Annotated in this window: 21 protein-coding genes, 2 tRNA genes and 1 riboswitch; of the genes, 14 read left to right on the top strand and 9 right to left on the bottom strand. The window is 72.0% G+C overall.

Annotated features, from left to right (window positions below):
- Window positions 1-109: 109 nt before the first annotated feature.
- From QRT05_RS09260 to QRT05_RS09230, 7 genes are all read left to right on the top strand, one after another.
- Window positions 110-1,372, top strand: coding sequence for a sugar ABC transporter substrate-binding protein (locus QRT05_RS09260; RefSeq protein ID WP_289446866.1), 1,263 nt, complete (start codon window positions 110-112; stop codon window positions 1,370-1,372).
- 121 nt (window positions 1,373-1,493) lie between these two features.
- Window positions 1,494-3,110 carry an ABC transporter permease subunit gene (locus QRT05_RS09255; RefSeq protein ID WP_289446865.1) on the top strand — a complete coding sequence of 539 codons (1,617 nt, stop codon included), beginning with the start codon at window positions 1,494-1,496 and terminating at the stop codon, window positions 3,108-3,110.
- A gap of 1 nt (window position 3,111) precedes the next feature.
- A complete protein-coding gene (locus QRT05_RS09250; RefSeq protein WP_407650324.1) occupies window positions 3,112-4,026 on the top strand; it encodes a sugar ABC transporter permease in 915 nt (304 codons plus the stop codon).
- Window positions 4,023-5,846, top strand: a complete 1,824-nt coding sequence (locus QRT05_RS09245) for a glycoside hydrolase family 13 protein (RefSeq protein ID WP_289446863.1) — start codon at window positions 4,023-4,025, stop codon at window positions 5,844-5,846. The genes QRT05_RS09250 and QRT05_RS09245 overlap by 4 nt, the downstream gene beginning before the upstream one ends.
- Before the next feature lie 36 nt (window positions 5,847-5,882).
- A complete protein-coding gene (locus QRT05_RS09240; protein ID WP_289446861.1) occupies window positions 5,883-7,169 on the top strand; it encodes a deoxyguanosinetriphosphate triphosphohydrolase in 1,287 nt (428 codons plus the stop codon).
- Between the two features lie 73 nt (window positions 7,170-7,242).
- Window positions 7,243-9,276, top strand: coding sequence for a DNA primase (gene dnaG / locus QRT05_RS09235; protein ID WP_289446859.1), 2,034 nt, complete (start codon window positions 7,243-7,245; stop codon window positions 9,274-9,276).
- Between the two features lie 136 nt (window positions 9,277-9,412).
- Entirely contained in the window at window positions 9,413-10,552 is a 1,140-nt protein-coding gene (locus QRT05_RS09230; RefSeq protein WP_289446857.1) for a hypothetical protein, read from the top strand.
- A gap of 2 nt (window positions 10,553-10,554) precedes the next feature.
- Here QRT05_RS09230 and QRT05_RS09225 read toward each other — a convergent pair whose 3' ends face one another.
- Window positions 10,555-11,346, bottom strand: coding sequence for a transglutaminase-like domain-containing protein (locus tag QRT05_RS09225; RefSeq protein ID WP_289446855.1), 792 nt, complete (start codon window positions 11,344-11,346; stop codon window positions 10,555-10,557).
- Window positions 11,347-11,624: 278 nt separating this feature from the next.
- On the opposite strand from QRT05_RS09225, the gene QRT05_RS09220 reads away from it, so the two are divergent.
- Complete coding sequence (locus QRT05_RS09220; RefSeq protein ID WP_289446854.1) at window positions 11,625-12,404, top strand: phosphatase PAP2 family protein; 780 nt, start codon at window positions 11,625-11,627, stop codon at window positions 12,402-12,404.
- 67 nt (window positions 12,405-12,471) lie between these two features.
- The gene (locus tag QRT05_RS09215) at window positions 12,472-13,980 is read left to right on the top strand and encodes a CYTH and CHAD domain-containing protein (RefSeq protein ID WP_289446853.1); all 1,509 of its coding nucleotides are present in this window, start codon (window positions 12,472-12,474) and stop codon (window positions 13,978-13,980) included.
- A gap of 43 nt (window positions 13,981-14,023) precedes the next feature.
- Here the strand turns inward: QRT05_RS09215 and QRT05_RS09210 are convergent.
- A tRNA-Asn gene (locus tag QRT05_RS09210) sits at window positions 14,024-14,096 on the bottom strand.
- Between the two features lie 51 nt (window positions 14,097-14,147).
- The gene (locus QRT05_RS09205; protein ID WP_289446852.1) at window positions 14,148-14,771 is read right to left on the bottom strand and encodes a hypothetical protein; all 624 of its coding nucleotides are present in this window, start codon (window positions 14,769-14,771) and stop codon (window positions 14,148-14,150) included.
- Here QRT05_RS09205 and QRT05_RS09200 point away from each other — a divergent pair.
- Entirely contained in the window at window positions 14,770-15,564 is a 795-nt protein-coding gene (locus QRT05_RS09200; protein WP_289446851.1) for a DUF1206 domain-containing protein, read from the top strand. The two genes, QRT05_RS09205 and QRT05_RS09200, sit on opposite strands and share 2 nt — an antisense overlap.
- Window positions 15,565-15,615: 51 nt before the next feature.
- On the opposite strand, the gene QRT05_RS09195 is transcribed toward QRT05_RS09200, so the two are convergent.
- The 3 genes from QRT05_RS09195 to QRT05_RS09185 form a co-directional block, all read right to left on the bottom strand.
- Complete coding sequence (locus tag QRT05_RS09195) at window positions 15,616-17,787, bottom strand: MMPL family transporter (RefSeq protein ID WP_289446850.1); 2,172 nt, start codon at window positions 17,785-17,787, stop codon at window positions 15,616-15,618.
- Between the two features lie 79 nt (window positions 17,788-17,866).
- A complete protein-coding gene (locus QRT05_RS09190; protein ID WP_289446848.1) occupies window positions 17,867-18,403 on the bottom strand; it encodes a TetR/AcrR family transcriptional regulator in 537 nt (178 codons plus the stop codon).
- A gap of 57 nt (window positions 18,404-18,460) precedes the next feature.
- Window positions 18,461-19,639 carry an RtcB family protein gene (locus QRT05_RS09185; protein WP_289446847.1) on the bottom strand — a complete coding sequence of 393 codons (1,179 nt, stop codon included), beginning with the start codon at window positions 19,637-19,639 and terminating at the stop codon, window positions 18,461-18,463.
- A gap of 355 nt (window positions 19,640-19,994) precedes the next feature.
- On the opposite strand from QRT05_RS09185, the gene QRT05_RS09180 reads away from it, so the two are divergent.
- Complete coding sequence (locus tag QRT05_RS09180; protein ID WP_289446846.1) at window positions 19,995-22,136, top strand: SpoIIE family protein phosphatase; 2,142 nt, start codon at window positions 19,995-19,997, stop codon at window positions 22,134-22,136.
- A gap of 127 nt (window positions 22,137-22,263) precedes the next feature.
- Here the strand turns inward: QRT05_RS09180 and QRT05_RS09175 are convergent.
- Window positions 22,264-22,337 (bottom strand) — tRNA-Ile (locus tag QRT05_RS09175).
- Window positions 22,338-22,664: 327 nt separating this feature from the next.
- Window positions 22,665-22,739, top strand: a riboswitch (cyclic di-GMP riboswitch).
- Window positions 22,740-22,755: 16 nt separating this feature from the next.
- Here QRT05_RS09175 and QRT05_RS09170 point away from each other — a divergent pair.
- The 3 genes from QRT05_RS09170 to QRT05_RS09160 all read left to right on the top strand — a co-directional run bounded on the left by QRT05_RS09170 (window position 22,756) and on the right by QRT05_RS09160 (window position 24,198).
- Window positions 22,756-22,971 carry a BldC family transcriptional regulator gene (locus QRT05_RS09170; protein ID WP_289446845.1) on the top strand — a complete coding sequence of 72 codons (216 nt, stop codon included), beginning with the start codon at window positions 22,756-22,758 and terminating at the stop codon, window positions 22,969-22,971.
- Window positions 22,972-23,068: 97 nt separating this feature from the next.
- Complete coding sequence (gene def / locus QRT05_RS09165) at window positions 23,069-23,557, top strand: peptide deformylase (RefSeq protein WP_289446844.1); 489 nt, start codon at window positions 23,069-23,071, stop codon at window positions 23,555-23,557.
- A 140-nt stretch (window positions 23,558-23,697) separates the two neighbouring features.
- A complete protein-coding gene (locus QRT05_RS09160) occupies window positions 23,698-24,198 on the top strand; it encodes a DUF3145 domain-containing protein (protein WP_289446843.1) in 501 nt (166 codons plus the stop codon).
- A gap of 91 nt (window positions 24,199-24,289) precedes the next feature.
- Here QRT05_RS09160 and QRT05_RS09155 read toward each other — a convergent pair whose 3' ends face one another.
- The gene (locus QRT05_RS09155) at window positions 24,290-25,534 is read right to left on the bottom strand and encodes a beta-ketoacyl-[acyl-carrier-protein] synthase family protein (protein ID WP_289446842.1); all 1,245 of its coding nucleotides are present in this window, start codon (window positions 25,532-25,534) and stop codon (window positions 24,290-24,292) included.
- An 82-nt stretch (window positions 25,535-25,616) separates the two neighbouring features.
- Window positions 25,617-25,871, bottom strand: coding sequence for an acyl carrier protein (locus tag QRT05_RS09150; RefSeq protein WP_289446841.1), 255 nt, complete (start codon window positions 25,869-25,871; stop codon window positions 25,617-25,619).
- Between the last annotated feature and the right edge of the window lie 47 nt (window positions 25,872-25,918).

Below are 25,918 nucleotides of genomic sequence, written 5' to 3'. Positions count from 1 at the left end.
ACGACTTGCAAGCGGAGTTGCAACGAGGTTAGCGTCTGCCCCATCAGGCCAGCGACGGTGGTGATGCCGCCCCGTCGCAGGCACTCCCACTGAACCCAGGAGATCGAAGATGCGACGGAGCATCCCTGTCGTTGCGGCGGCCCTCGGCCTTGCCCTGACGATGACTGCCTGCTCGAGCGGAAGCTCGAACGAGGACGACGCCACGCCGAAGCCCAGCGCCGCGGCAACGACGAGCGCGCCTGCTCTGTCGGGCACGCTCACCATGTGGGTCGACGAGACCCGCATCGACGTGATGAAGCCGATCGTCGCCGAGTTCCAGGAGCAGACTGGGATCAAGGTCGACCTGGTGCAGAAGGTCTCCGGCGACATCCGCACGGACTTCGTCAAGCAGGTCCCCACCGGCCAGGGCCCCGACGTCGTCATCGGCGCGCACGACTGGACGGGCGAGTTCGTCAACAACGGCGTCGTCGCCCCCATCGAGCTGGGTGACAAGGCGGCGGGCTTCGCCTCCTCCGCCGTGCAGGCGTTCACCTACGACGGCAAGCTCTACGGCTCGCCGTACGCCATCGAGAACATCGCGCTCGTCCGCAACAACAAGCTGCTGCCGGAGACGAAGGCGAACTCGTTCGACGACCTGATCGCCGAGGGCAAGACGGCCAAGGTCAAGTACCCGGTCGTCATCCAGCAGGGCGACGCGGGCGACGCGTACCACCTGTACCCGCTGCAGACGTCGTTCGACGCCCCGATCTTCACGCAGACGGCGGACGGCTCGTACACGAACGAGCTGGGCCTGGGCGGCGAGAAGGGCGAGGCGTTCGCGAAGTACCTCGCGAAGCTCGGCAACGAGAAGGTGCTGCTCGCCACGCTCGACGGCGACAAGGCGAAGCAGGCGTTCCTCGACGGCCAGACGCCGTACATCGTGACGGGCCCGTGGAACACCACGGCGTTCAAGGAGGCCGGCATGGACATCTCGGTGCTCCCCGTGCCGAGCGCCGGTGGCTCGGAGGCCAAGCCGTTCGTGGGCGTCCAGGGCGCCTTCATCTCCTCCAAGTCGAAGAACCCGCTGCTGGCCAACGAGTTCGTCACCAACTTCCTCACCACCGAGAAGGTGCAGACCGAGCTCTACAAGGCCGGCGGCCGCCTCCCGGCGCTGACGGCCTCGGCCGAGCAGGTCGACGACCCGGTGCTCAAGGGCTTCAACGAGGCCGGCGCCACCGGCGCCCCGATGCCCTCGATCCCCGAGATGGGCGCCATGTGGGCCTTCTGGGGCACCACCGAGGTCCAGATCATCTCGGGCCAGGCAAAGGACCCGGTCAAGGCCTGGGACAAGATGGTCACCAACATGCAGGACGCCGTCGACGGCACCAAGTAGCACCCCGGTCGCCCCGCCCCGCCGCCCTCGGGCAGGGGCGGGGCGACCGCCGTCCCTCGCGCCCGCGCAGGCACGACCGTCCTCACGTTCGGCGTAACGAGGCGCCCAGCAAAGGAATCCCATGTCGCAGCAGACCCTCTCCACCGACAGCGCGGGGGCACCTCCCGCACCTCCGCCCCGCCCGCGCCCGTCGCGCAGTGGAGGCGTCTCGCACGCACGTGACTACGGGCGGGGCTTCTGGGTCAAGGTGATCCTGGTGGCCCTGATCGACGCGGGGGCCGTCTACGGCATCCTCTCCGCGGCGGCCGTCTCGCAGTGGGGCATCGTCGCCTTCCTCGTCGTGGTGCTCGTCGCGGTCAACTGGGCGTACTTCTCCCGGCGCGCGCTGCCGGCCAAGTACCTGCTGCCCGGGCTCGTCTTCCTCTTCGCCTACGTGATCTTCGCGGCCGCTTACACCGGCTACATCGCGTTCACCAACTACGGCGACGGGCACAACTCGACGCAGGCCGACGCGATCGAGGCCATCCAGATCCAGAGCGAGCAGCGTGTCGAGGGCTCGGACGCCTACCCGGTCACGATCGTGAGCCAGGGCGGCGAGCTGGGCCTGGCCGTGGTCCAGGACGGCCAGGTCGAGGTCGGCACCGCCGACCAGCCGCTCGAGCCGGTCGAGGGCGCCACCGAGGCGGACGGCAAGCCGTCGGAGGTCCCCGGCTGGGACGTGCTGAACTTCGCGTCGATCGCCCAGCAGCAGGACGCGATCGTCGCGCTGCGCGTCCCGGTGTCCGACGAGCCGGCGGACGGCTCGCTGCGCACGCAGGACGGCTCGACGGCGTACATCTACCAGTCGACGATGACGTACGACCCGGCCACCGACACGATGACGGACGCCGACGGCACGGTCTACACGCCCGACGACCACGGCAGCTTTCGGGCCCCGGACGGCACCGCCCTGACGCCCGGGTGGAAGGTCAACATCGGCTTCGAGAACTTCACGCGCGCGTTCACCGACTCGCGGATCTCGGGTCCGTTCATCTCGATCCTGATCTGGAACTTCGTCTTCGCCATCCTCTCGGTGGCGACCACGTTCGCGCTGGGCCTGTTCCTCGCCGTCGTGTTCAACGACCCGCGGATCCGCGGCCGCAAGATCTACCGCTCGCTGCTGATCCTCCCGTACGCGTTCCCGGGCTTCCTCGCGGCGCTCGTGTGGAAGGGCATGCTCAACCCGGACTTCGGCTTCATCAACGAGACGCTGCTGGGTGGCGCGAGCATCCCGTGGCTCACGGATCCCACGCTCGCGAAGGTCTCGGTCCTCCTGGTGAACCTCTGGCTCGGCTTCCCGTACATGTTCCTGGTGTGCACGGGCGCGCTGCAGTCGATCCCGGGCGACGTGCTCGAGTCGGCCCGCATGGACGGCGCGAGCGCCGGCCGCGTGCAGCGCTCGATCGTGTTCCCGCTGCTCATGGTGTCGGTCGCGCCCCTGCTGGTCGCGTCGTTCGCGTTCAACTTCAACAACTTCTCGCTGATCTACATGCTCACGGGCGGTGGCCCGAACTTCGAGGGCACGCCGATCGTCGTCGGCCACACCGACATCCTGATCTCGATGGTCTACTCCGTGGCCTTCGAGTCGGGGGTCAAGCAGTACGGCTTCGCCAGCGCGCTGTCGGTCCTCATCTTCTTCATCGTCGGCGCGATCTCCTGGTGGGGCTTCCGTCGGACCCGTCGTCTCGAGGAGCTCTGACATGGTCACCAACGCGACCGAGGTCCGCCCGCCCAAGTCCGCCACGTCCAACGCCAACCACACCGCGGTGACCGGCATGCGCTGGTGGCGCGAGGTGGGCTGGCGGCACATCGTCGGCATAGTCATGATCGCCGTCTGCGTCCTGCCCCTGCTCTACGTGCTGTCGGCCTCGCTCAACCCGGGCGGCACCCTCACGGGCTCCAACCACCTGTTCAGCGACGTGAGCCTGGAGAACTACACCAATCTGGACGAGCGTGGGTTCTGGACGTGGGCGGCCAACTCGCTCGTCGTCTGCACGGTCACCGCCGTGGGCACCGTGATCATGGGAGCGGCGGCGGCGTACGCGTTCTCGCGGTTCCGGTTCAAGGGCCGGCGCGGCTCGCTCACGGGCCTCCTGCTCGCGCAGATGTTCCCGCAGACCCTGGCGTTCGTGGCGATCTTCCTGCTGCTGCTGTCGCTGGGCGAGGTGTTCCCCGCGCTCGGCCTCAACAGCCTGCTCGGCCTGATCTGCGTGTACCTGGGCGGCGCGCTCGGCGTGAACACGTTCCTCATGTACGGGTTCTTCAACACGGTCCCGCGCGAGCTGGACGAGGCCGCGAAGATCGACGGCGCCACGCACGCGCAGATCTTCTGGACCATCATCCTGCGCCTGGTCACGCCCATCCTCGCCGTGGTCGGCCTGCTCTCGTTCGTCTCCGCGTTCGGCGACTTCCTGGTGGCCAAGGTGGTGCTGCAGCGACCCGAGCAGTACACCGTGGCCGTGGGCCTGTACTCGCTGGCCGCCGACGAGCGCACCGCGCCGTGGGGGCTGTTCGCGGCGGGCGCCGTGGTCGCGGCGATCCCGGTGATCCTGCTGTTCCTGTTCCTGCAGCGGTACATCGTCGGTGGCCTGACCTCCGGGGCCGTGAAGGGGTGAGCGCACCGCACCGGGGGCTCGGGCCGCACCACGACGGCTCGGAGCTCTACGTCCCGCGCGCCACGCCCCGCCTCGGCGACGTGGTCCCGGTGCGCGTGCGCGTGCCGGCCGACAACCCCGAGACGGCCGTGTGGCTGCGCGCCGTGCGCGACGGTGAGCCGAGGCTCTCTCCGGCCCGGCTCGAGTCGTCCGACCAGCACGAGCGGTGGTACGTCGCCGAGCTGCCCGTGCACAACCCCGTCACGTCCTACCGGTTCCTGCTGGACGAGCCGGGCGGGTACCGCTGGCTCAACGGGCGCGGGGTGTTCGCCCGCGACGTGCCGGACGCCGCCGACTTCCGCATCACGGTGCACGAGCCCGCGCCGGCGTGGATGGACGACGCGGTCGTCTACCAGGTGTTCCCGGACCGGTTCGCGCGGTCGGGCGACGACCACGGGCCGCTCCCGGACTGGGCGCTGCCGGCGCAGTGGTCCGACGAGTCGATCGCCGCCGGCCCGGGGGTCGCGCAGCAGCTGTTCGGCGGCGACCTGGGGGGCATCGAGCAGCACCTGGACCACCTCGAGCGGCTCGGCGTCGACACGCTCTACCTGACGCCGATCTTCCCGGCACGCTCCAACCACCGCTACGACGCGAGCACGTTCGACCACGTCGACCCGCTGCTGGGCGGCGACGCGGCGCTCGCGTCGCTCGCCACGGCCGTGCACCGCAAGGGCCTGCGGATCCTGGGCGACTTCACCACCAACCACACGGGCGCGGGGCACGAGTGGTTCCGGCGCGCGCAGGAGGACCCGGCCAGCGAGGAGGCCGGCTTCTACTACTGGACGGACCGCGAGCCCGGCTACGTCGGCTGGCTCGAGCACGCCTCGCTGCCCAAGCTCAACTACAACGCCCCGCACCTCGTCGACCGCATGGTGCGCGGCGCCGACTCGGTGATCGGCCGGTGGCTCGCACCCCCGTACCGCCTGGACGGCTGGCGTATCGACGTCGCCAACATGACCGGGCGCTACGCGGCCGACGACTTCACGCACGAGATCGCGCGCGAGATCCGCGCGACGATGAGCGAGCTCAACCCCGACGCGGTGCTCGTCTCCGAGCACTTCCACGACGCCGCCGGCGACCTGGCGGTGGGCGGCTGGCACGTCAACATGAACTACTCGGCCTTCACCCGGCCCGCCTGGACGTGGCTGGCGACCGAGGGCACCGCGGCCTCGTTCATGGGTCTGCCGGTCCCTGTGCCGCGGCACGGCGGGCCGTCGATGGTCGCGACCATGCGGGACTTCGACGCGACCGTGCCGTGGGCCGTCACGCGCCACCAGTGGAACATGCTCGGCTCGCACGACACGGCCCGGCTGCGCACCGTCGTCGGGACGCGGGAGATGCAGGAGGTCGCCGCCGCGCTGCTGTTCACCTACCCCGGCACGCCCGTGCTGTTCGCGGGGGACGAGGGCGGCGTGACCGGCACCAACGGCGAGCACGCGCGCGTGCCGATGCCGTGGGAGCAGGTCGAGCACGGCGGGCCCGGCTGGGACGCCGCGACGTTCGAGACCTACCGCGCGCTCATCGCCCTGCGGCGCTCGTCGCGCGCGCTGCGCGACGGCGGGTTGCGCTGGGTGGTGGTCGAGGACGACGCGGTCGCGTACCTGCGCGAGACGGCCGACGAGCGCGTGCTCGTGCTGCTCGCTCGCGCGCCGTGGTCGGGCGCCGCCCTGCCCTCGTCGCTGGGCACCGTGGCGAGCAACCTGTACGGCGGTGCGGACCTGGGCGAGGACCTCGTGCTCCCCGCCTCGGGGCCCACCGCGCAGGTGTGGCGGCTGTCGTGACGTCGCGGGTGGGACGGCGTCGTTAGGCTGGGCCGCGTGACCGCGCTCGACGAGACCCTCGACCTGGACGGCTACGTCGACGCCGACCGCGAACGGTGGGTCACCGAGGGCTCGAAGTCGCGCGCCCGCACGGCGTTCGAGCGGGACCGCGCGCGGCTGGTGCACTCCTCGGCGCTGCGCAGGCTCGGGGCGAAGACCCAGGTGCTCGGGCCGTCGTCGGACGACTTCGTGCGCACGCGCCTGACGCACACGCTCGAGGTCGCGCAGGTGGGCCGGGAGATCGGCAAGGCGCTGGGCTGCGACCCCGACGTGGTCGACACCGCGTGCCTCGCGCACGACCTGGGGCACCCGCCGTTCGGCCACAACGGTGAGCGGGCGCTCGCGGAGCTGGCGCGCGGGATCGGCGGCTTCGAGGGGAACGCGCAGACGCTGCGGCTGCTGACCCGGCTGGAGCCCAAGGTCGTCGCGCCGGACGGCACGGCCGTGGGCCTCAACCTCACGCGCGCGTCGCTCGACGCATCGGTGAAGTACCCGTGGCGGCACCTGCAGGGCCCCGTGAGCCCGGCCAGCGGGCGACCCACGCACAAGTTCGGCGTGTACGAGGACGACCTGCCGGTGTTCGAGTGGCTGCGTCGCGACGCGCCCGTCGGTCGCAAGTGCCTCGAGGCGCAGGTCATGGACCTGGCCGACGACATCTCCTACTCGGTGCACGACGTCGAGGACGCCGTGGTGGGCGCCCGGCTCGAGCTCGAGGTGCTGACCCAGCCCGCCGAGCGCGACCGCGTCGTCGAGGCGGTGAGCACCTGGTACGGCGACACGGTGAGCGGCGACGAGCTGCGCGAGGCGATGGACCGCCTGGTGCGCTCGCACCTGTGGGCGCCCGGCTTCGACGGCTCGCGGCGCGCGCTGGCCATGCTCAAGGACGCGACGAGCCAGCTCATCGGCCGGTTCGCCAAGGCGTCGCAGGTGGCGACCCGCGAGCGGTACGGGCCCGGCCCGCTCACGCGCTACGCCGCGGAGCTCGTGGTGCCGCACGAGACGCTCGCCGAGATCCTCGTGCTCAAGGGGCTCGCGGTCGCCTACGTGATGGCGCCGCGCGAGCTCGAGCCGCTCTACCACCGGCAGCGCGAGATGCTCACGGACCTGGTGCGCGTGCTGTCCGACCGGGCACCGCTCGCGCTCGAGCCGCCGTTCGCCGCCGACTGGCAGGCCGCGCCTGACGACGCCGCCCGCCTCCGTGTCGTCATCGACCAGGTCGCCTCGCTCACCGACGTCTCGGCCGCCGAGCTGCACGCCCGGCTGGTCCACCCGCCCCGCCACTGACACCCGCCGGGCCGCCTGGCCCGGACGCATCGTGTGGCCACGAAACCGGCCACGCGCGCCTAGACTTCGGGCCGTGGCGGGACGCATCCGACGGGAGGACGTGGAGGCGGTCCGCGAGCGTGCGCGCATCGAGGAGATCGTCGGCGCGCACGTCACCCTCAAGCCGGCCGGCGTGGGCTCCCTCAAGGGCCTGTGCCCCTTCCACGACGAGCGGTCTCCCTCCTTCCACGTGCGCCCCCAGGTGGGCCGGTACCACTGCTTCGGGTGCGGCGAGGGCGGCGACGTCATCGCGTTCGTGCAGCAGGTCGACGGGCTCGGTTTCACGGAGGCCGTGGAGTACCTGGCCTCGCGCGTCGGCGTCCAGCTGCGCTATGAGGAGGGCGGCGCGGCGCGGCCGGGCGACGAGCCGGGACGGCGTCGCCGCCTCATCGAGGCGCACGCCGTGGCCGAGACCTACTTCCGCGAGCAGCTCGCCTCGCCCGCCGCGGCCGCGGGCCGCATGTTCCTGGCCGAGCGCGGGTTCGACCGGGCCGCGGCCGAGCACTTCGGTGTCGGGTTCGCGCCCCAGGGCTGGGACTCGCTGCTGCGCCACCTGCGCGGCCGGGGGTTCACCGAGGCGGAGGTGACCGCGTCGGGGCTGGTCAGCCAAGGGCAGCGCGGCATCTACGACCGGTTCCGCGGCCGCCTCGTGTGGCCCATCCGGGAGGTGACCGGGGAGACCATCGGGTTCGGCGCTCGTCGCCTGTTCGAGGAGGACCAGGGCCCGAAGTACCTCAACACCCCGGAGACGCCGCTCTACCGCAAGTCCCACGTGCTCTACGGCCTCGACCTGGCCAAGCGCGACATGCAGCGGGACAAGCGCGTCGTGGTGGTCGAGGGGTACACCGACGTCATGGCGATGCAGCTGTCCGGCATCGGCTCGGCGGTGGCCACGTGCGGCACCGCGTTCGGACCCGACCACGCGCGCATCGTGCGTCGCCTCGTGGGTGACAGCGGCAGCAGCAGCGGCGTGCAGCTCGCGTCCGGCACCTCCGTGGGCGGGGAGATCATCTTCACGTTCGACGGCGACGCGGCCGGCCAGAAGGCTGCGCTGCGCGCGTTCGGCGAGGACCAGAGCTTCTCGGCCCAGACGTTCGTCGCGGTCGAGCCGTCCGGCATGGACCCGTGCGAGCTGCGTCAGGCCAAGGGTCCGGACGCGGTGCGCGCGCTCGTGGCCGGACGCCAGCCGCTGTACGAGTTCGTGATCCGCTCCACGCTGGCCTCGTACGACCTGGCGACCGCCGAGGGGCGCGTCGGCGCGCTGCGGGCCGCGGCCCCCGTGGTCGCGGGCATCCGCGACGCCGCCCTGCGCCCGGAGTACACCCGCCTGCTGGCGGGCTGGCTCGGCATCGAGGACCTCGACAGCGTGCGGCGCGCCGTCTCGGGCGCCTCGCGCGGCCCGGCACGGCCCGACGAGCGCCGCCAGGCGGGGCGGCCCGAAGACCGGCGCCCGCAGGGCCGCGCCGACGAGCGCCGGCCGGGCGGACCCGACGACCGCGGTCGGGGACAGGCGGCGCGCGCCGGCGGGAGCCCGGCGGGTCCCGACGAGCGCGCCCAGCAGCCCGCGCGCATGCCCGTGCCCGACCGGCGTGACCCGGTGGCGCAGACCGAGCGCACCACGCTCGAGGTGGTCCTGCAGGCGCCGCACCTGGTGCCGAACGAGTTCGACGAGCTCGCCGGGGATGCGTTCTCCGCGCCGGCGTACCGCGCGGTGCACGAGGCGATCCGCGCGGCCGGCGGGCTCGCCGTGGCCCAGCCGCTGAGCGCGGCGGGTGATGCGACCGCGTGGGTGGGCGCGGTGATCGAGCAGGCCGCCGGCGCGGTGCAGCCCCTGGTCACCGAGCTGGCCGTGGCGCCGCTCCCCGAGGACCGGCCCGAGGCGCTGGCCGACTACGTGCGCGGCGTGGTGCTGCGGCTCGTCGAGCTGGGCTTCACCCGGCACATCGCGGAGCTGCGCGGTGCGCTGCAGCGCATGGACAGCGCGGCCGACCCCGCGGCGTACTCGGCGGCCTTCGCCGAGCTCGTCGCGATGGAGGGGCGTCGCCGGATGCTGCGCGAGAGCGCCTGAACGGGTTCCTCCACCCTGGTATCTCGCTCCGCGCGTCGTCATCCTTTCGAGTGACAGGGCCTCTCGCGAGGCCGACCTGAGGGGTCAGGAGTGCGCGATGGCCGCGCAGACACCAGCACCCGGACGGAAGCCCGTCGTGGTCGTCAGGACGAAGCCGCCCGCGGGGCTCGCCTCCACCGCCGGGGTGCCCCGAGCCTCCGCCCGACCGGCGGGCAAGACCCGGCCGCAACGCACCCGCACCACGACGCCGGGCGCGGCGCGCCAGGCGCCGACCGGCAGCCAGCTCCCCGTGATGCAGTGGTGGTCGGACGGGGCGAAGGTCGCTCCCTGGCAGGTCGAGGTCCGGCACCGCGTCGAGGACCTCGCCGCGCAGGTCGCGGGCGTGCCGCCGGCTCGTCGGGCCGTCGTCGAGCGCCATCTGGACGCCGCGCACCACGCGGCCGTGCGCCCCTTCCCGCGCCTGCAGTGGTGGAACGGGACCAGCATCGAGACCGCCTGGAACGCCACCCACCTGGCACAGGCCACGCTCCCGCTCGTGGTCGACGACTCGGCGCTCGTCCGCCAGCTCGTCGACGCCCGGCGTCGCTCCATCATGCGGCTGTCGAAGGGCGATCCCATGCGCCTGGCGGTCGAGGACGTGGCGCTCGGCGAGCGGGTTGAGAGCCGCACGGCCACCGCCGAGGACAGGCAGGCCATCGCGGCGGCGCTGCAGGCCTCGCTCGAGCTCGCCGACGACGAGCACCGCAACCTGCGCGACTGGCGCAACCGCCTGCTCCGGGTGGCCCTGCTGGCGCTCGTCGCGCTCGCGCTCACGGTGGCGGCGGCCGCCCTGCGCCCCGAGTACCTGCCGCTGTGCGCGCCCACCAACCCCGACGGCTCCTCCCTGTGCCCCGGGGGCGCGGCGACCGCGACGTCCCGCGACGCCGGGGTGGTCGCCTTCCTGGGCGCTCTGGGTGGGGCGCTCGCGGCGATCATCGCCATGCGGCGCGCGAGCCCTGGCTCGTCGCCCTACCGGATCACGCCCGCGCTGAGCCTGGTGCGCGTGCCGCTCGGCGGACTGACGGCAGTGGTCGGCGTGATGCTGGTGCAGAGCGGGGAGGTGCCGGGCATCAACCTGGCCAACGCCTCGCAGGTCGCCGTCTTCGCCCTGCTGTTCGGCTTCTCGCAGGAGCTGGTCACGCGCCTGCTGGAGAGCAAGGCCCGCATCGTGCAAGACGCCACCAAGGGGCGGTCATCCTCGGCCGACCGGATCGACGTGTCGGCGACGCAAGGGTGAGTTCAGCGCAGCAGCGCCGGCCCGTCGGGCGGCGCCGGCACCGCGTCGACCGACGCCGTGACCGTGAGCGAGCGCAGGCTCAGCGTGCCTCCGTACGACGAGAGGAACGCGGTGTCGGTCGCGTCGCGCCCGGTCGCGATGCGCAGCAGGGTGCCCAGCGGGGCGAGCCCTGTCGCGTCCACCACGCGCCACCCGCTGTCCACGTACGCCTCGGCGACCGCGTGGAAATCCATCGGCTTGAGTCCCGGCGCGTACACCGAGACCAGCCGCGCGGGCACGTCGGAGGCCCGCATGAGCGCCACCACGAGATGGGCGAAGTCGCGGCACACGCCCCTGCGCTTGAGCAGCGTGTCGGTGGCGCCGTCCGTCGGCAGGCTCGACCCGCTCGCGTAGGTCACGTGGCCGTGCACCCAGGCAACGACCGCGTCGAGCAGCTCGTGCCCCGTCAGCCCGCCGAACTGGTCCCGGGCGAAGGCGAGCAGGCGGTCCGAGTCCGCGTAGCGGCTGGGGCGGCGGTACTCGACCAGGTCGAGGTCGTCGACCGGGGCCGGGTCGGCCAGCCCGTGCACCGTCGCCTGGTAGTCGACCACCACGCGGCCGGCGGGCGCGTGCACGCGGTGCATGCGGCCGCCGTGCCCCGTCTTGATCTCCAGGACATCGAGCGGGCCGTCCTCGTGCCGGACGGTCAGCACCTCGGAGCGGTCGTACGCGCCGTCGGCCACGGCGACGGCAAGGTGCATCTCGAGCGGGGCGCGCACGTCGAGGGACAGATGAGAGCTCACGGTGCGCAACACGGCCGCGGGATTCCTTCCCCGGCCGTCGGCGGCCGGACCATCAAGAGGGGCAGCGCAAGTGTGCGGTCCCGCGCTTCGTTCGTCCAGCGGGGCGCCCGCGCGCGACTTCGCGCGTCCCTGCCGTGCCCAACGTCACCGGCAAGTTGCCCGTATTCGCCGCGCAACCTGCACATATTCGTTGGCGCGGAGTGCCACAATCGACGAATGCCACCCGTCCGTCGCACGCTGGACCGCGCTCGCGCGGCCGAGCGCGCCACGAACCTGGGGGAGCGGTGACCGTGACCACCGCCCCGGACGTCGCCCTGAAGGAGCCGTCCCGCGCCTCGCGTGCGCGCTCCGCGCTGCTGGCGCGCGAGGCCGTGATCATGGTCGGCCTCTACGTCGTCTACTCGCTGATCCGCAACCACGCGCCCAACCGGGTGGGGGCGGCGGTCAGCCACTCCCGGGACATCCTGGCGATCGAGAAGTACGTCAGCCTCGACATCGAGCACGGCATCAACCACTTCGCCGCGCAGCACACCGCGCTCATCACGGTCGCCAACTACATGTACGCGACCCTGTTCCTGCCCTCGGCGATCTTCGTGCTGATCTACCTGTGGCGACGCGCGCCGCGGCTGTACGTGGTGCACCGGTCGACGCTCGCGGTGATGACGCTGCTCGCGCTGGCCAGCTACTGGTGGTTCCCGGCGGCGCCGCCGCGCCTGCTGCCGGGCGCGACGTACGTGGACACCGTGCGGTTCTTCGAGACGTGGGGCAAGCCCGCCACCGAGAGCGGCCACGGGGTGTCCAACGAGTACGCCGCGATGCCCTCGATGCACTTCGGCTGGGCGCTGTGGTGCGGCCTCGCGTTCTTCCAGGCGACGGTCGTGACCTGGAAGCGCGTGCTGGCCATCTCCTTCCCCGTGGTGACCCTGTTCGTCATCATCGCCACCGGCAACCACTTCCTGCTGGACGCGGTCGCGGGCGCCGCGGCCTACGGCATCGCGTTCGCGGCGGTTCGGGTGTCGAGACGGGTCTCGATGCGAGATCCCGTCGAGCAGGTGCCGGCGGCCGCGTAGGCCCGGGTGGGTCGGCGCCGCGATGCCCGGGGGTGGTGCCGACCGAGCGCCCGTGCCAGCGTGAGGCATGGCCAGCTTCGTCGAGATCGAGCGCGCCTTCGAGGTCCCGGCGGAGGCAGTGATGCCGACCTGGCCGGGTGCGACCGGCCCGAGCGTCGTCGAGCTCGACGCGACCTACTGGGACACGCCGCGCTTCGACCTGCTGCGGGCGGGAGCGACGCTGCGGCGGCGCACGGGAGGGGGCGACGAGGGGTGGCACCTCAAGCTGCCCGACGGTCGCCAGGACGGCGAGCGGCGACGGATCGAGCACCACGCGCCCGTCGGCGACCCCGACGAGCCGCCGCGCGAGCTGCTCGACCTGGTGCGTGCCCGGGTGCGCGACCGGCCGCTCGCCCCGGTGGCGCGCGTCCGCACCCGGCGTTCCACGCTGCACGTGCCCGTGCCCCCCGCCGCGGTCGTCGAGGTCTCCGACGACCACGTGAGCGCCGGGCCGCCGGACGGCGTGGCGACCACCTGGCGCGAGTGGGAGGTCGAGGTCACGGGCGGTGATGCCGCGGCCCTGGGGCCCGTCGTCGACGCGCTGTCCCGGGTGGACGGCGTCCGTGCGCGAGGCGAGGCCAAGCTGGCCAGGGTGCTGGGCGAGCGGGCTCCGGCCGCCGTCCAGCTCGCCCCCGCGGACGGCAGCGCCGGCGAGCTCGTGCGCAGCTACCTGGCCACCCACCTGGAGCGGCTGGTGGCCGCCGATGCGGGCGTCCGCGCGGGCGACGACGACGCCGTCCACGACGCGCGCGTGGCCACCCGCCGGCTCCGGACGGCGCTCGCGGTGTTCCGTACCGTGAACGACCCGCCCGACGGTGATCCCGGCGCGACCACCCGCGCGCTGCGAGAGCAGCTGCGCGCGCTCGGCCACCTCCTCGGGGCCGCACGCGACCCGGTGGTGGAGTCCGCCGCACTGGGACGCACGCTCGCTCAGGAGCCGGTCGAGCTGGTGCTGGGCGACGTCGCACGCAGGATCGCCGACGACCGCTCGAGCGCCCGCTCCGCGGCCCTCGGGGTGCTCCGGGACCATCTCGACGACCCCGCGACGCCGAGGATGCTGGACGCGCTCGACGACCTCGCCGGCGCGCGCCTGCGCGGTCCCGACGCCGATGCGGACGGCCTCCGGCTTGTGCGCCGCGTCCGCAAGACGTGGCGCCGCATGGACGCGGCGCTCGACGCGGCCGCGGACCTGCCGGACGGGCCCGAGCGCGACGCCGCGCTGCACGCCGCGCGCAAGGCGGCCCGACGTGCGCGCTACGCGGCCGAGGTGGTGGTGCCCGTCGTCGGCAGGCCGGCGCGCCGCAGCGCCCGGCGCGCCCGCGACGTGCAAGACGCGCTCGGACGTCAGCACGACACCGTGGTGCGGCGCGCGACGCTGCGCCGGCTCGGCGTCGAGGCCTATCTGGGTGGGGGCAACGCGTTCACGCTCGGGCGACTGCACGCACTCGAGCAGGTCGCGGGGGAGGAGCTGGTGAGGCGGGCCGCGGAGCCGATCCGCAGGGCGAGGGCTCGCAAGGCGCGCGCCTGGCTCGGATGAGGTGAGGGCCCCGACCGTTCCAGACGGTCGAGGCCCTCAGATGCTCCCCCGACTGGACTCGAACCAGTAACCCTTCGATTAACAGTCGAATGCTCTGCCAATTGAGCTACGGGGGATCGCAGCGGGAAAACACTATCAGCCCCGCGGGGGTGCCCCGGACGCGCGGATCACCGCGGCAGGCCGGCGGCGTCGCGCACGGCGTCCTCCGCGGCATCCACGAGCGCGGCGACCTCGGGGTCGGCCAGGTCGACGTCGGCGTCCGCCAGCACCTGGCTGAACAGCTCGCCGTCCTCGTCGCGCCGCAGCGCCACGCGCGCTCGTCGGCCGCCGGGCAGAGCGACGCTCGTCGTGTGCACCACGGACTGTTGCACGCGCTCACGGAACGCCTGGTTGAACCGCACCGAGGCCCGGTCCTCGGCGAACGTCAGTCGCGTGCTGGCGCCCCACACCCACCGCACCGCGAGCGTGCGCGTGGCGGGGTCGAGCGTGCCACTGTCGACGTCCGCCCAGGGTGTGCGGGTCACCGAGTCGGGGGACAGCACGTGCAGGGCCAACCGGGTGGCCACGGCCTGGCGGCCGTCGGCGAGACCGACCGCGACGAGCACGCGATCGCCCGTGCGCAGCTCCAGCCGGGTGCGGTCGGCGGCCGGGAGACGGCGGCGCAGGGGCGAGTCGGGCACCCGCCCACGGTACTCGGGGGCGGGGTAGCCCTTGCGCCATGACGCGCTCCGGTCGCCGTCGGGCGCAAGGCCTGCCACGATCAGCGCCGAGACGACGAGAGGTGAGGTCATGACCGAGGACTCGGCGACACGGACGGCCCAGCGCGGCTGGGAGCTGGCTGCGCGGCTGGGATACGTCATCAGCGGCGTGCTGCACATCCTCATCGGGGTGCTGGCCCTGCAGATCGCCTTCGGCAGCTCGGAGAAGAACGCCGACCAGTCGGGCGCACTCGGCACCATCGCCGAGACGCCCTTCGGAGGCGTGGTGCTGTGGGCGTCCGTCGTGGCGTTCGCCGCGCTGGGCCTGTGGCAGCTCGCGGTGGCCCTGCGCAAGCACCCCACGAGCCAGGGCTCCGGCACGGGGGACCGGCTGGAGGCGGCCCTGCGCGCGCTCATCTACCTGGCGCTGGCCGTCACGGCGTTCGCGTTCGCCAACGGCGGCGGGACGTCGAGCTCGAAGCAGACCACCGACGCCACGAAGTCGCTCATGTCCGCGCCGGGAGGCCGGATCCTCGTCGGCGCCGTCGGCGTCGGCATCGTCGTCGGGGGCGTCATCTACGCCCTCAAGGGGCTGCGCAAGAAGTTCCTCGAGGACCTGAACCCGCTGCCGCCGGGCACGGCTCGCACGGTGACGCGGCTCGGCGTGCTCGGCTACGCCGCCAAGGGCGTCGCCTTGGCCGTCGTCGGCGGGCTGTTCGTGCTCGCCGCGGCGAAGGCGGACCCCGACAAGGCCAAGGGGCTCGACGGCGCCCTGCACACCCTGCGCGACCAGCCCGCCGGCGTGTGGCTCCTGGCCGTGGTGGGCCTGGGCTTCATCGCGTACGGCATCTACTCGTTCGTGCGCTCGCGGTACGGCAAGCTCTGACGCCCCGGCCGCCCGCTCATCCCCAAGGGGGGAGCGGGCGGCCGGTCGCGGTCAGGACGCCTGGACGGGCTGCGCCTGCTCGGGCCGCGCGTCGCCGAGGCGCAGGTTCGCACCCTCGATGTCGACCTTCGGCGTGATCGTGCCGAGCCAGCGCGGCAGGTGCCACGCACGGTCGCCGAGCAGGGCCAGCACGGCGGGCACGATGGTCATGCGGACCAGGAAGGCGTCGATGAGGACGCCCGCGGCCAGGCCGAAGCCGATCGCCTTGATGGTCGGGTCGTCGACCAGCGTGAAGCCGGCGAACACGGACGCCATGATGAGCGCCGCGGCGGTCACGACGCGCGCGCCGTGCCCGACCCCCGCGATCGTCGCCTCGGTCGCGTGGCTGCCGTGCACGAACTCCTCGCGCACGCGGGACACGATGAACACCTCGTAGTCCATGGCGAGCCCGAACAGGATGCCGATCATGATGATCGGCAGGAAGCTGACGAGCGGTCCGGGGTTGTCGATGCCGAACAGCGAGCTCGCCCAGCCCCACTGGAACACGCCGACGACGAGGCCGAACGTGGCACCCACAGTGAGCAGGAAGCCGAGCGCGGCCTTGAGGGGCACCATCCACGAGCGGAACGCGATGAGCAGCAGGACGAACGACAGGCCGATCACGACGGCGAGGTAGATCGGCAGAGCGGCCGCGAGCTTGGCGGAGACGTCGACTCCGATGGCTGTGGTGCCGGTGATCGCGACGCTCTCGGTGGTGCCCTCGGTCTGCGGCTGCACGGTGTCGCGGATGTGCTGGACCAGCTGCGCGGTCTCCTCCGAGCTGGGTGCGCTCTGGGGAATCACCGTGAGGAGCTGCGTCTGGCCCGACTCGCTGACCGCGCCGGGCTGCACGGCGACGACGTCGTCGAGCTTCTGGACGGTCGCGGTGACGTTCGCAGCCAGCGCCGCGGTCGACTCTGCGGTGTCGCCCTTGACGACGACGACCAGAGGGCCGTTGACGCCAGGGCCGAACGCTTCGGCGGTGAGGTCGTAGGCGACCCGCTGGTGGCTGCCGGCGGGCGCCGTGCCCCCGTCGGGCAGGGCCAGGTGCATGTTCATCATCGGGATGGCGAGCGCCCCGAGGCCGAGCACCCCGACCACCACGACGGGCAGCCGGAACCGGATCACCAGGCGCGCCCACCGGAAGCCGGCGCCGTCCTCGGCGTTCGGCGCGATGGTCCCGGTGCGCTGCTTGCGGGGCAGGATGCGCTTGCCGACGAAACCGAGCAGGGCGGGCAGGAGCGTGAGCGCGACGAACACGGCCGTGAGCACGGTGCCAGCGGCGGCGAGACCCATCGCGGTGAGGAACGGGATGCCGGCGATGGCCAGGCCCGCGAGGGCGATGACGACCGTGGCACCGGCGAACGTCACGGCCGACCCCGCGGTCGCGACGGCACGGGCCACCGACTCCTCGGGATCCAGCCCGTCGGCCAGGTTGTTGCGGTGCCGCGAGCTGATGAACAGCGCGTAGTCGATGCCGACGGCAAGGCCGAGCATGAGGGCGAGGATGGGCGCGGTGGACGTGATGTCGACGAATGCCGTGAGGATCAGCAGACCGCTCATCCCGACGCCCAGGCCGATGATCGCGGTGAGCAGGGTCATGCCCGCCGCGACCAGCGAGCCGAACGTGACGACCAGGACGATCGCCGCGATCACCACGCCGATGCCCTCGGTCGCGCCCACCTCGGGCGGGGCCTGCGACAGCTCGCCGCCCGAGACGACCCGCAGCTCCGGCGTGGTCGCGGACTCGCCGAACTCGTCGAACGCGTCCTTGGCCTCCTGGGAGATGCCGTCGAGCGGGGTCCCGTACGCGACCGTCATCAGACCGGTGCGGCCGTCAGGGCTCACGGCCTTCGCCGTCGTCGGATCGACGACGGCGACCACCTCGGGAAGCTTCTGGGCCTCCGCGATGACCGGCGCGAGCGCCTCGGAGCTGAGCTGCTCGCCCTCGGGTGCCTGCACGATGAGGGTCGCGGTCGCGCCCGACGCGGCAGGCAGGTCGGTGCGCAGGTCGTCGAGCGCCTGCTGCGCCTCCGTGCCGGGGATGGAGAGCTTGTCGTCCGTGGTGCCGGCGATGGTGGCCACGCCGATGCCCAGCAGGACGAGGATCACGCCCCACACGGCGACCACGCGGCCGCGTCTGCGGAACGAGAGCCGTCCCAGTCGGTAGAGGAGCTGTGCCATGTCGGGTCGTCCGTTTCGATCGGTGTGGCGGATGGTGGTGTGGCGCGCCGCATCGTCGGGGCACGAGGGGAGGCGGCTCCTAGAGCAGGAGCCGCCTGAGGCAGGTCAGCAGCACGGCGCGCAGGCTGTCGTCGGTGTGCGTGTGGTCGCGGCACTCCGCGACGGCGCCGTTGAGGGCGAAGTGGGCGATGCGCAGGCGCTCGGGTTCCGTCCCGCCCGCGAGCAGGCCCGGGAGCGACAGGCAGGAGTCGGCGACGGCCATGAACGACGGGACCTCCGCGAGGATCTCGGCGCCGTCCAGCACCACCGACAGGCTGCGGTACTGCACCACGAGGTCGACGAACTCCTCGAGGGTCCGCTCCTGCGCTTCGGGCGCGTCAGGAGCGGCGAGCCGGGCCTTCACCAGGCCGTCGAGCCGCAGCGCGGCCGGCTCGAGCACCTCGGACACGATCGCCGCCTTGTTGGCGAAGTGGTAGAGCAGCGTCGCCTTGGAGCACCCGACGGCGGACGCGATGTCGGCGAGCGAGGTGTCGTGGTAGCCGCGCTCCACGAACAGCTCGAGCGCGCGGTCGAGGATCTCTCGACGGGTTCGCTCGCGCACGGGGACGGTGGCCATGGGGCCAGCATAACCTGACCGATCGGCCAGCAATCGACCGATCGGTCAGGCGTAGGGCTAGTCGCCCTTGACGTTCACGATCTGGCGCAGCGTGTGCCGGACCTCGACGAGGTCGGCCGCATCGGCCATCACCTGGTCGATGTCCTTGTACGCCTGCGGGATCTCGTCGATGAACGCGTCGGTGTCGCGGTACTCGATGCCGGCCATCGCCTCGCGCAGCTGGTCGCGCGTGAAGAGGCGACGCGCAGCGGACCGCGAGTGGTTGCGCCCCGCGCCGTGCGGCGAGGAGTTCAGCGAGAGGCGATCGCCCTTGCCGGTCACCACGTACGACGCCGTGCCCATCGACCCCGGGATGAGCCCGGGGCGTCCCTCGTCGGCCAGGATCGCGCCCTTGCGGGACACCCAGACGGGCTTGCCGAAGTGCTTCTCCTGCTCGGTGAAGTTGTGGTGGCAGTTGATGCGCTCGCGCTCGTCGACCGCCGCGCCCATGTGCCCGGCGACGACGTCGACCACCCGATCCATCATCTCCTCGCGGTTGAGCAGCGCGAAGTGCTGGGCCCACCGCAACTCGCGGATGTACGCCCAGAACTCGTCGGTGCCCTCGACCAGGTACGCCAGGTCAGGGTCCGGCAGGGAGATCCACCACCGCTTGCACAGGTCGGCCGCGATCGCGATGTGGTGCAGCGCGATCTTGTTGCCGATGCCGCGCGACCCCGAGTGCAGGAAGAGCCACACGGTGTCGGACTCGTCGGCGGTCACCTCGATAAAGTGGTTGCCCGACCCGAGCGTCCCGAGCTGCAGCCGCCAGTTGCCGGCGTACGCGCCGGGGTCGAAGCCCGCGCTCGCAGCCTGCGCATCGAGCTCCTGCACGCGCGCGGTCGCCGTCGCGGTCAGCGTGCGGTTGTACACGCCCGCCGACAGCGGGACGGCTGCCTCGATCGCCTCGCGCAGCGCCGTGAGCGAACCGGCGGCGCGGAGCTGCTCGGAGGTCCATTGCGTGCGCAGCGCGATCATGCCGCAGCCGATGTCCACGCCCACCGCGGCCGGGATGATCGCGCCGAGGGTGGGGATGACGGACCCGACCGTGGCGCCCTTGCCCAGGTGGGCGTCGGGCATCAGGGCGAGGTGCGGGTAGACGAACGGCATCGAGGACGTGCGGACGGCCTGCTCGCGGGTGCTGTCCTCGAGGATGCTGGCCCAGCTGATGAGGTGCTTGGAGAGATGCTGGCGGGTCATGGTGGGGGACTCTCGCACGTGCCGAGCTCGTCGGCGTCATGGATTTCCGGCTACGGCGCGTGCCCGGCCCGACCAGCCGATCGTCTCCGACCTCTGCACGGGCGGAGAGGGCGTCCGATCGTCGCGGCCTGCGTGGATTCCGTGGTGCCGGCGTGGGCCGACGTCGAAAGCATCGGCCGACGCCGCCGAGGAGCACCGCGGTGCCGACGTGGTGTTCTCGTCCCTGGCTGGGCCGACACCGCCGACGAAGGTGCTCTCACGTCCGCATCGCTGGTTCAATGTGACACAGGCCATCGTTACCTCGACCCAGACGGTCCGCGCACATCCTTCGGTCGAGCACCAGAGAGGGACGCGGATGGCCGAGCTGGATGGATCAGACCGCTCGACACAGCACGGGATCGATCCCGAGGCGGCGCTCTCGGCGCCGGCCGCCGCGCACGAGGTCGAGCGACTGCGCTGGTACCTGGCGGCCACTGCAGGCGGGGTCGGGAGCTTCGACTGGGATCTGACGTCCGGCAAGCTCGACTGGGACGATCAGCTGCTCGCCCTCTTCGGTATCGCCCGAGCCGATTTCGGGGCGACGATCGACGCGTTCAACGACGCGGTGCACCCCGACGATCTCTCGCGGGTCACCGAGGCCATCGATCGCGCGATCGCGACGTGCTCGGACTATGTCGCCGAGTATCGGATCGTCCGTGGCGACGGCAAGGTGCGGTGGGTGAAGGCGCGCGGCGTGGCGCTCGCGGCACCCGACCGAACAGCCGCTCGGCTCCTGGGCGCGGCGTGGGACACGACGTCCGAGCACGACGCCGAGGCGCGGGTCGACCGCGTGCTCGAGACCATGCCGGTCGCCTTCTTCCTGCTCGACGACGAGTGGAGGTTCATCTACGTCAACGGGGCAGCGGAGCGGCTGCTCGAGCGCTCTCGCGAGTCGCTTCTCTGGACGACTGCGTGGGACGCCTATCCGCAATGGCTCGGAACTGTGTTGGAGTGCCACCTGCGCGAGGCGGTCCGCGAGGGGGTGCCGCGCACCTTCGAGGTGTTCTTCGCCGAGCCGACCCCCCGGTGGTGCGACCTGCGGGTCTGGCCCGGACCGGACGGTCTGTCCGTCTACCTGGACGACATATCCGAGCGCCGTCAGGCCCAGGACGAGGTGCGGGCGGCTTCCGGTGCCGCCGAAGACTCCGCACGTCGTCTGGCTCTGCTCGCGCAGGTGAGCAACGACCTCGGCTCGACGTTGGAGACCGATGAGGCCGTGCGGCGCCTGGCGACGAACATCGTGCCGACCTTCGGCACGTGGTGCCTCGTGACCGTGTCCGAAGACCACCATCAGCTCCGCGACATCGCCGCGTGGCACACCGAGCCCGCCATGCGGGAGACCGTCCGCACGTACGCGGCGGATCGCATCGGTGGCCTGGCGCCGGATTCCTACCTCTTTCGCGCCATGCGGACCGGAGAGCCGATCGTCGTCCGTGATGCGACCGAGGCCATCTCCCGGGTGCTGTCCGGGCCGGCACGCGGGATCCTCCGACAGCTGGCTCCCGGCATCGCGTACGCCATCCCGATGCGGGCGCGTGAGCGGACGGTCGGCGCGATCACGGTCTTCCACGACGAAGGGCGATCACCGCTCGCCGACGAGGACGTCGCACTTCTCGTGCAGCTCGCCGACCGCGCGGGCATGGCTCTCGAGAACGCCCGACTGTTCGAGAGGCAGCGCGAGATCGCTCTCGCCCTCCAACGCTCCTTGCTGTCCTCTCCGTCGCCGTCGGAGGACCTTCGCGTGGTGGTGCGCTACGTCGCGGCCGCCGACAGCGCACAGGTGGGCGGGGACTGGTACGACGCGTTCATGCAGCCGTCCGGCGACACGATCGTCGTGATCGGTGACGTCATGGGGCACGACACCCCTGCGGCTGCGGCCATGAGCCAGCTACGCACCCTGCTGCGGGGCATCGCTCACAGCAGCGGCGGAACGCCGGCGGACATCCTCAGCCGCCTGGAGACAGCCGCCGACGCCGTGGGCGTCGACGCGCTCGCGACGGCCGTGGTGCTTCGCCTCGAGCCTTCCGTCGACCACGACTCTTCCGTCGGCAAGACGCTGCGATGGGCGAACGCTGGTCACCTTCCGCCGTTGCTGGTCACCCCGGGCGGCACCACTCGACAGCTCTCGGCGCAGCGCTCCGAGCTGGTGCTCGGTCTTCGCCGCGACGCGGTTCGCACCGATCATCTCGCGGAGGTGCCGGTCGGCTCGACGATCATCCTGTACACCGACGGTCTCATCGAGCGGCGCGGCGAACCTCTGCACGAGAGCCTCGAACGGTTGACGGCGCACGTCGCTGAGCTGGCGCTCGAATGTCGAACGGACGGAGCCGGGGAGCTGGACCTCGATCGGCTCGTCGACGGACTGCTGCAGCGATTCGTCCCCGACGGTGCCCCGGTCGACGACGTCGCGCTCATCGCAGTACAGCTGGGACCACGCGCCCCGAGCCCTGCCGAGTAGTTCGCGCAGTCCAGGTCGGCATGGCCCGTGGAGTCGCGTTCGGTGCCGGCGGCGCGGGTGGGGCCGTGCGCTCGCCGTGAGAATCCCGCGTCCGCGTCCGCAGCCGTGTGGCCGCAGGTGACATCGGTGGGGCAGGTGGGGCTTGAACCCACGACCTACGGATTATGAGTCCGCTGCTCTGACCGGCTGAGCTACTGCCCCTGGCGTGGTCGACCGGCGTTTTGTCGCCTTGGTGACCATCTGCCCGTGCGATCTTGGTCACGCCGTGACCGCACGGACGATCCTAGGGGTCCAAGGCCTGAGACACCGCCGCCACCCCTCGGATCGACGCCAAAAGCACCGACAGTCGGACGTCCGTCCAGGTCAGCGCCACGCGTGCATGAACATGCGTTCGCTTGGCTAGTTTCCCGAGGCATGCCACTGTCCGGTCCGTCCGGTACGTGGTGAGTTTTTTTCACCCGTTTGCGCGCGAATCGGGCGGACAACGTTGTTGCACACGTGTCCAGTTTCGGGCATAGTTCTGATTGTCAGCGACAACGGCAAACCCTCTGCAAGGAGGGGACGCAAAGCCACGGGGCCTACAGGGTCAGCCGAGCTACCGAACGACAGGAGAACGATCATGGCGATCAACACCGAATCCCCCCTCTCGCAGGGCGCACTGCTCACGCCGGGCGAGGTTGCAGTCCTCTTCCGCGTGGACCCCAAGACGGTCACCCGCTGGGCCCAGGCCGGCAAGCTGTCCGCCGTCCGCACGCTCGGTGGCCACCGCCGCTTCCACGAGGCCGAGGTGCGTCAGCTCCTCACCGGTGTCCCGCAGCAGCGCGCCGGGGAGTGACCCCGCTCGCAGGACGCGAGGGCCGGTGACGTAGACGTCACCGGCCCTCCGTGCGTCCGGTACCTGTGCAGCGGCCGCGTCATGGGAGGATCGACGCATGGCCATGCGTGAGATCAGGACAGTGGGCGACCCCGTCCTGCGTACCCCTTGTGACCCCATCACCACGATCGACGACCGCGTGCGCTCGCTCGTCGAGGACCTGCTCGAGACCGTCGACCACGACGGGCGCGCGGGACTGGCGGCGAACCAGATCGGCGTGGGCCTGCGCGCTTTCTCGTGGAACATCGACGACGAGATCGGCTACGTGCTGAACCCCGTCATCGTGGACATGTCCGAGGACGAGTACCAGGACGGCGACGAGGGCTGCCTCTCCGTGCCGGGCCTCTGGTACCCCACGCACCGCGCCTGGTACGCCCGCGTGGTGGGCACCGACCTGGACGGCAAGGAGGTCGTCGTCGAGGGGACCGAGCTCATGGCCCGCTGCCTGCAGCACGAGGTCGACCACCTGGACGGCATGCTCTACGTGGACCGCCTCGAGCGCTCGGTGCGCAAGAAGGCGATGAGGGCCATCCGCGACCAGCTCTGAGCGCCGTCGGCGTGTGACTGGCCCCGGGAAGGATTCATCGGGCATAGTGGCTCCTGCACGCCGCGAGACCGTGCGTACTCCCGCAGTTCGGGACGAGGTCGTTGGGGAAGACGAACCTCGAGCCGCTTCAGGAGGACGACATGGCAGGTGCGATCACCCGCGGTGTTCTTTTCGTGCACTCTGCACCCCGTGCGCTGTGCCCTCACATCGAGTGGGCGGCGGGAAACGTGCTGGGCGGACGCGTCGCGTTCGACTGGACCGAGCAGCCCGCCGGGCCCTCGTTCTTCCGCGCTGAGCACTCCTGGCAGGGCGAGGCCGGCACGGGCGCGCGCCTGGCGTCGGCGCTGCGCGGCTGGGCTCACCTGCGCTACGAGGTGACGGAGGAGGCCAGCCGCGGCGTCGACGGCTCGCGCTGGAGCCACACGCCGGAGCTGGGCATCTTCCACGCCGCGACGGACGTGCACGGCAACGTCGTGGTGCCGGAGGACCGCATCCGTGCCGCGCTGCAGCATGCCGCCGATCCGGAGCGCCTGCGGACCGAGCTGGACCTGGCGCTGGGTCAGGCGTGGGACGACGAGCTCGAGCCGTTCCGCTACGCGGGCGCAGGCGCGCCCGTCCGGTGGCTGCACCGCGTGGGCTGACGACTGCGCCGGCGGAGGGGCCGGCGACGGACGAGAGCCCCGCTCCCTGTTCTCCCAGGGGCGGGGCTCTCGCCATGCTGCGGGGCGTGGCTCAGACGGAGGTGACCACCAGCGCCACGTTGTGGCCGCCGAAGCCGAAGGAGTTGTTGAGCGCCGCGACGTCGCCGTCGCGCAGCTGCCGCGGCTTGTCCCGCACCAGGTCGAGCACGAGCTCGGGGTCGGGCGTCTCGACGTTGATGGTCGGCGGGGCCTGACGGTCGCGCACGGCCAGCACCGTGAAGATCGTCTCGAGTGCTCCGGCGCCGCCCAGCAGGTGACCGGTCATCGACTTGGTGGCCGACAGGGCGACGTGGTCGGAGTCCTCGCCGAGCGCGCCGCGCACGGAGCGGGCCTCGATGAGGTCGCCGACCACGGTCGAGGTGGCGTGCGCGTTGACGTGCACCACGTCTGCGGCGGTCACGTCGGACTCGGCCAGGGCGGCCTTCATGGCGCGGATCTGCCCGTCGCCCGAGGGCTCGGGAGAGGTGATGTGGTACCCGTCGGCCGAGAGCCCGACACCGGCGATGCGGCCGTAGACGCGCGCGCCACGAGCGGCGGCGTGCGCGGCGCTCTCGAGCACGACCACGCCCGCGCCCTCGCCGATGACGAAGCCGTCGCGGTCGACGTCGTACGGACGCGACGCGGCCTGCGGGTCGTCGTTGCGCAGCGACAGCGTGCGCGAGGCGGCGAAGGCTGCGATGGGCATCGGGTGGATGGTCGCCTCGGTGCCGCCGGCGATGACGATGTCGGCGCGACCGGACCGGATCATGTCGACGCCGTAGCCGATCGCCTCGGCGCCCGTCGCGCAGGCGGAGACGACCGCGTGCGCGCCGGCCTTGGCCCCGAACTCCAGCGAGACGTACGCCGTGGGGGAGTTGGGCATCATCATGGGCACGGTCATGGGCAGCACACGGCGCGAGCCCTTCTCGCGCAGCGTGTCCCAGGCCTCGAGCGTGGTCCAGATGCCGCCGATGCCGGAGGACACCACGGCACCGAGGCGCTCGCCGTCGATCTCCGGGGCACCCGCGTCGGCCCACGCCTCGCGCGCCGCGATGATCGCGTACTGCGCGGAGGGGTCCATGCGCTTGATCTCGGGACGGGTGAGCACCTCGTCCGGCGTGACCTTGATGGTCGCCGCGAACGTGACGGGCAGGCCGAACGTCTCCACCCACTCGGGGTCGAACGGGCGGGCGCCGGACTCGCCGGCGAGTGCGGCGGCCCAGGTGGTGGGCACGTCACCGCCCAGCGGCGTGGTGGCGCCCAGTCCTGTGACGACGACGTCGATCGGGTGGCTCATGGATGCTCCTGGTCGGCGGGGGGTGGTGCGGGGGAGACGCCCCCGGGACGGGGGTCCCGGGGGCGTTCCCGGTGGGGCTGCGTCAGGCCTTGCCCTGCGCGCCCGCGATGAACGAGACGGCGTCGCCCACGGTGGCGAGGTTCTTGACCTCGTCGTCGGGGATGCGCACGTCGAACTTCTCCTCGGCGAGGGTGACGATCGTCATCATCGACAGGGAGTCGATGTCCAGGTCGTCCGTGAACGACTTCTCGGGCAGGACGGAGTCCGTGGGCAGACCGGTCTCCTCGCTGACGATCTCGGCCAGGCCGGCCAGGATCTCCTGCTCGCTGTACGCCATGGGGTTATCTCCTCGTGTCGGTTGATGCGTGAACGTGCTTGGGACGT

The sequence above is a fragment of the Cellulomonas edaphi genome, assembly GCF_030362815.1.
In the GTDB taxonomy this organism is placed as follows: Bacteria; Actinomycetota; Actinomycetes; order Actinomycetales; family Cellulomonadaceae; genus Cellulomonas; species Cellulomonas edaphi.
The sequence above is the reverse complement of the archived record's forward strand: the minus strand, read 5'-3'. Positions and strand labels throughout refer to the sequence as shown.